Genomic DNA, 306 nt, shown 5'->3' on the forward strand with positions numbered 1-306 from the left:
CGTTCTCATGGCGCGCCAGCGGCGTGAAGCTGCCCGGCTCGTATATCCAGCGGATGACGCTTTCATATACCGGCGTTCCGTCCGTCCCGACCGGGATTTCTTCACACAGCTGGTCGCCGTTCCAGTGAAAGTCCGTGCCCGGTTTGTCCCGGTTGATGCAGCGCTTGCTGATTCTGCGTCCGAACGGGTCGTACCGGTATGCCCAGCGCTCCCCCTCAGGCGTTTCCAGTCCGGTGAGCTGGCTTTTCGCATCCCAGCGGTAGCGCCAGATAAGCGGGCGGTAGCCGCCTTTGTCGACCTGCTTTT

1 pseudogene is annotated in these 306 nt (G+C 62.1%); it reads right to left on the reverse strand.

From position 1 onward, the window contains the following. Positions 1-306, reverse strand: a pseudogene (locus ACSVHP_RS23040) (RHS repeat domain-containing protein); the annotation flags it as partial.

The organism is Enterobacter sp. 186315 (assembly GCF_053290175.1).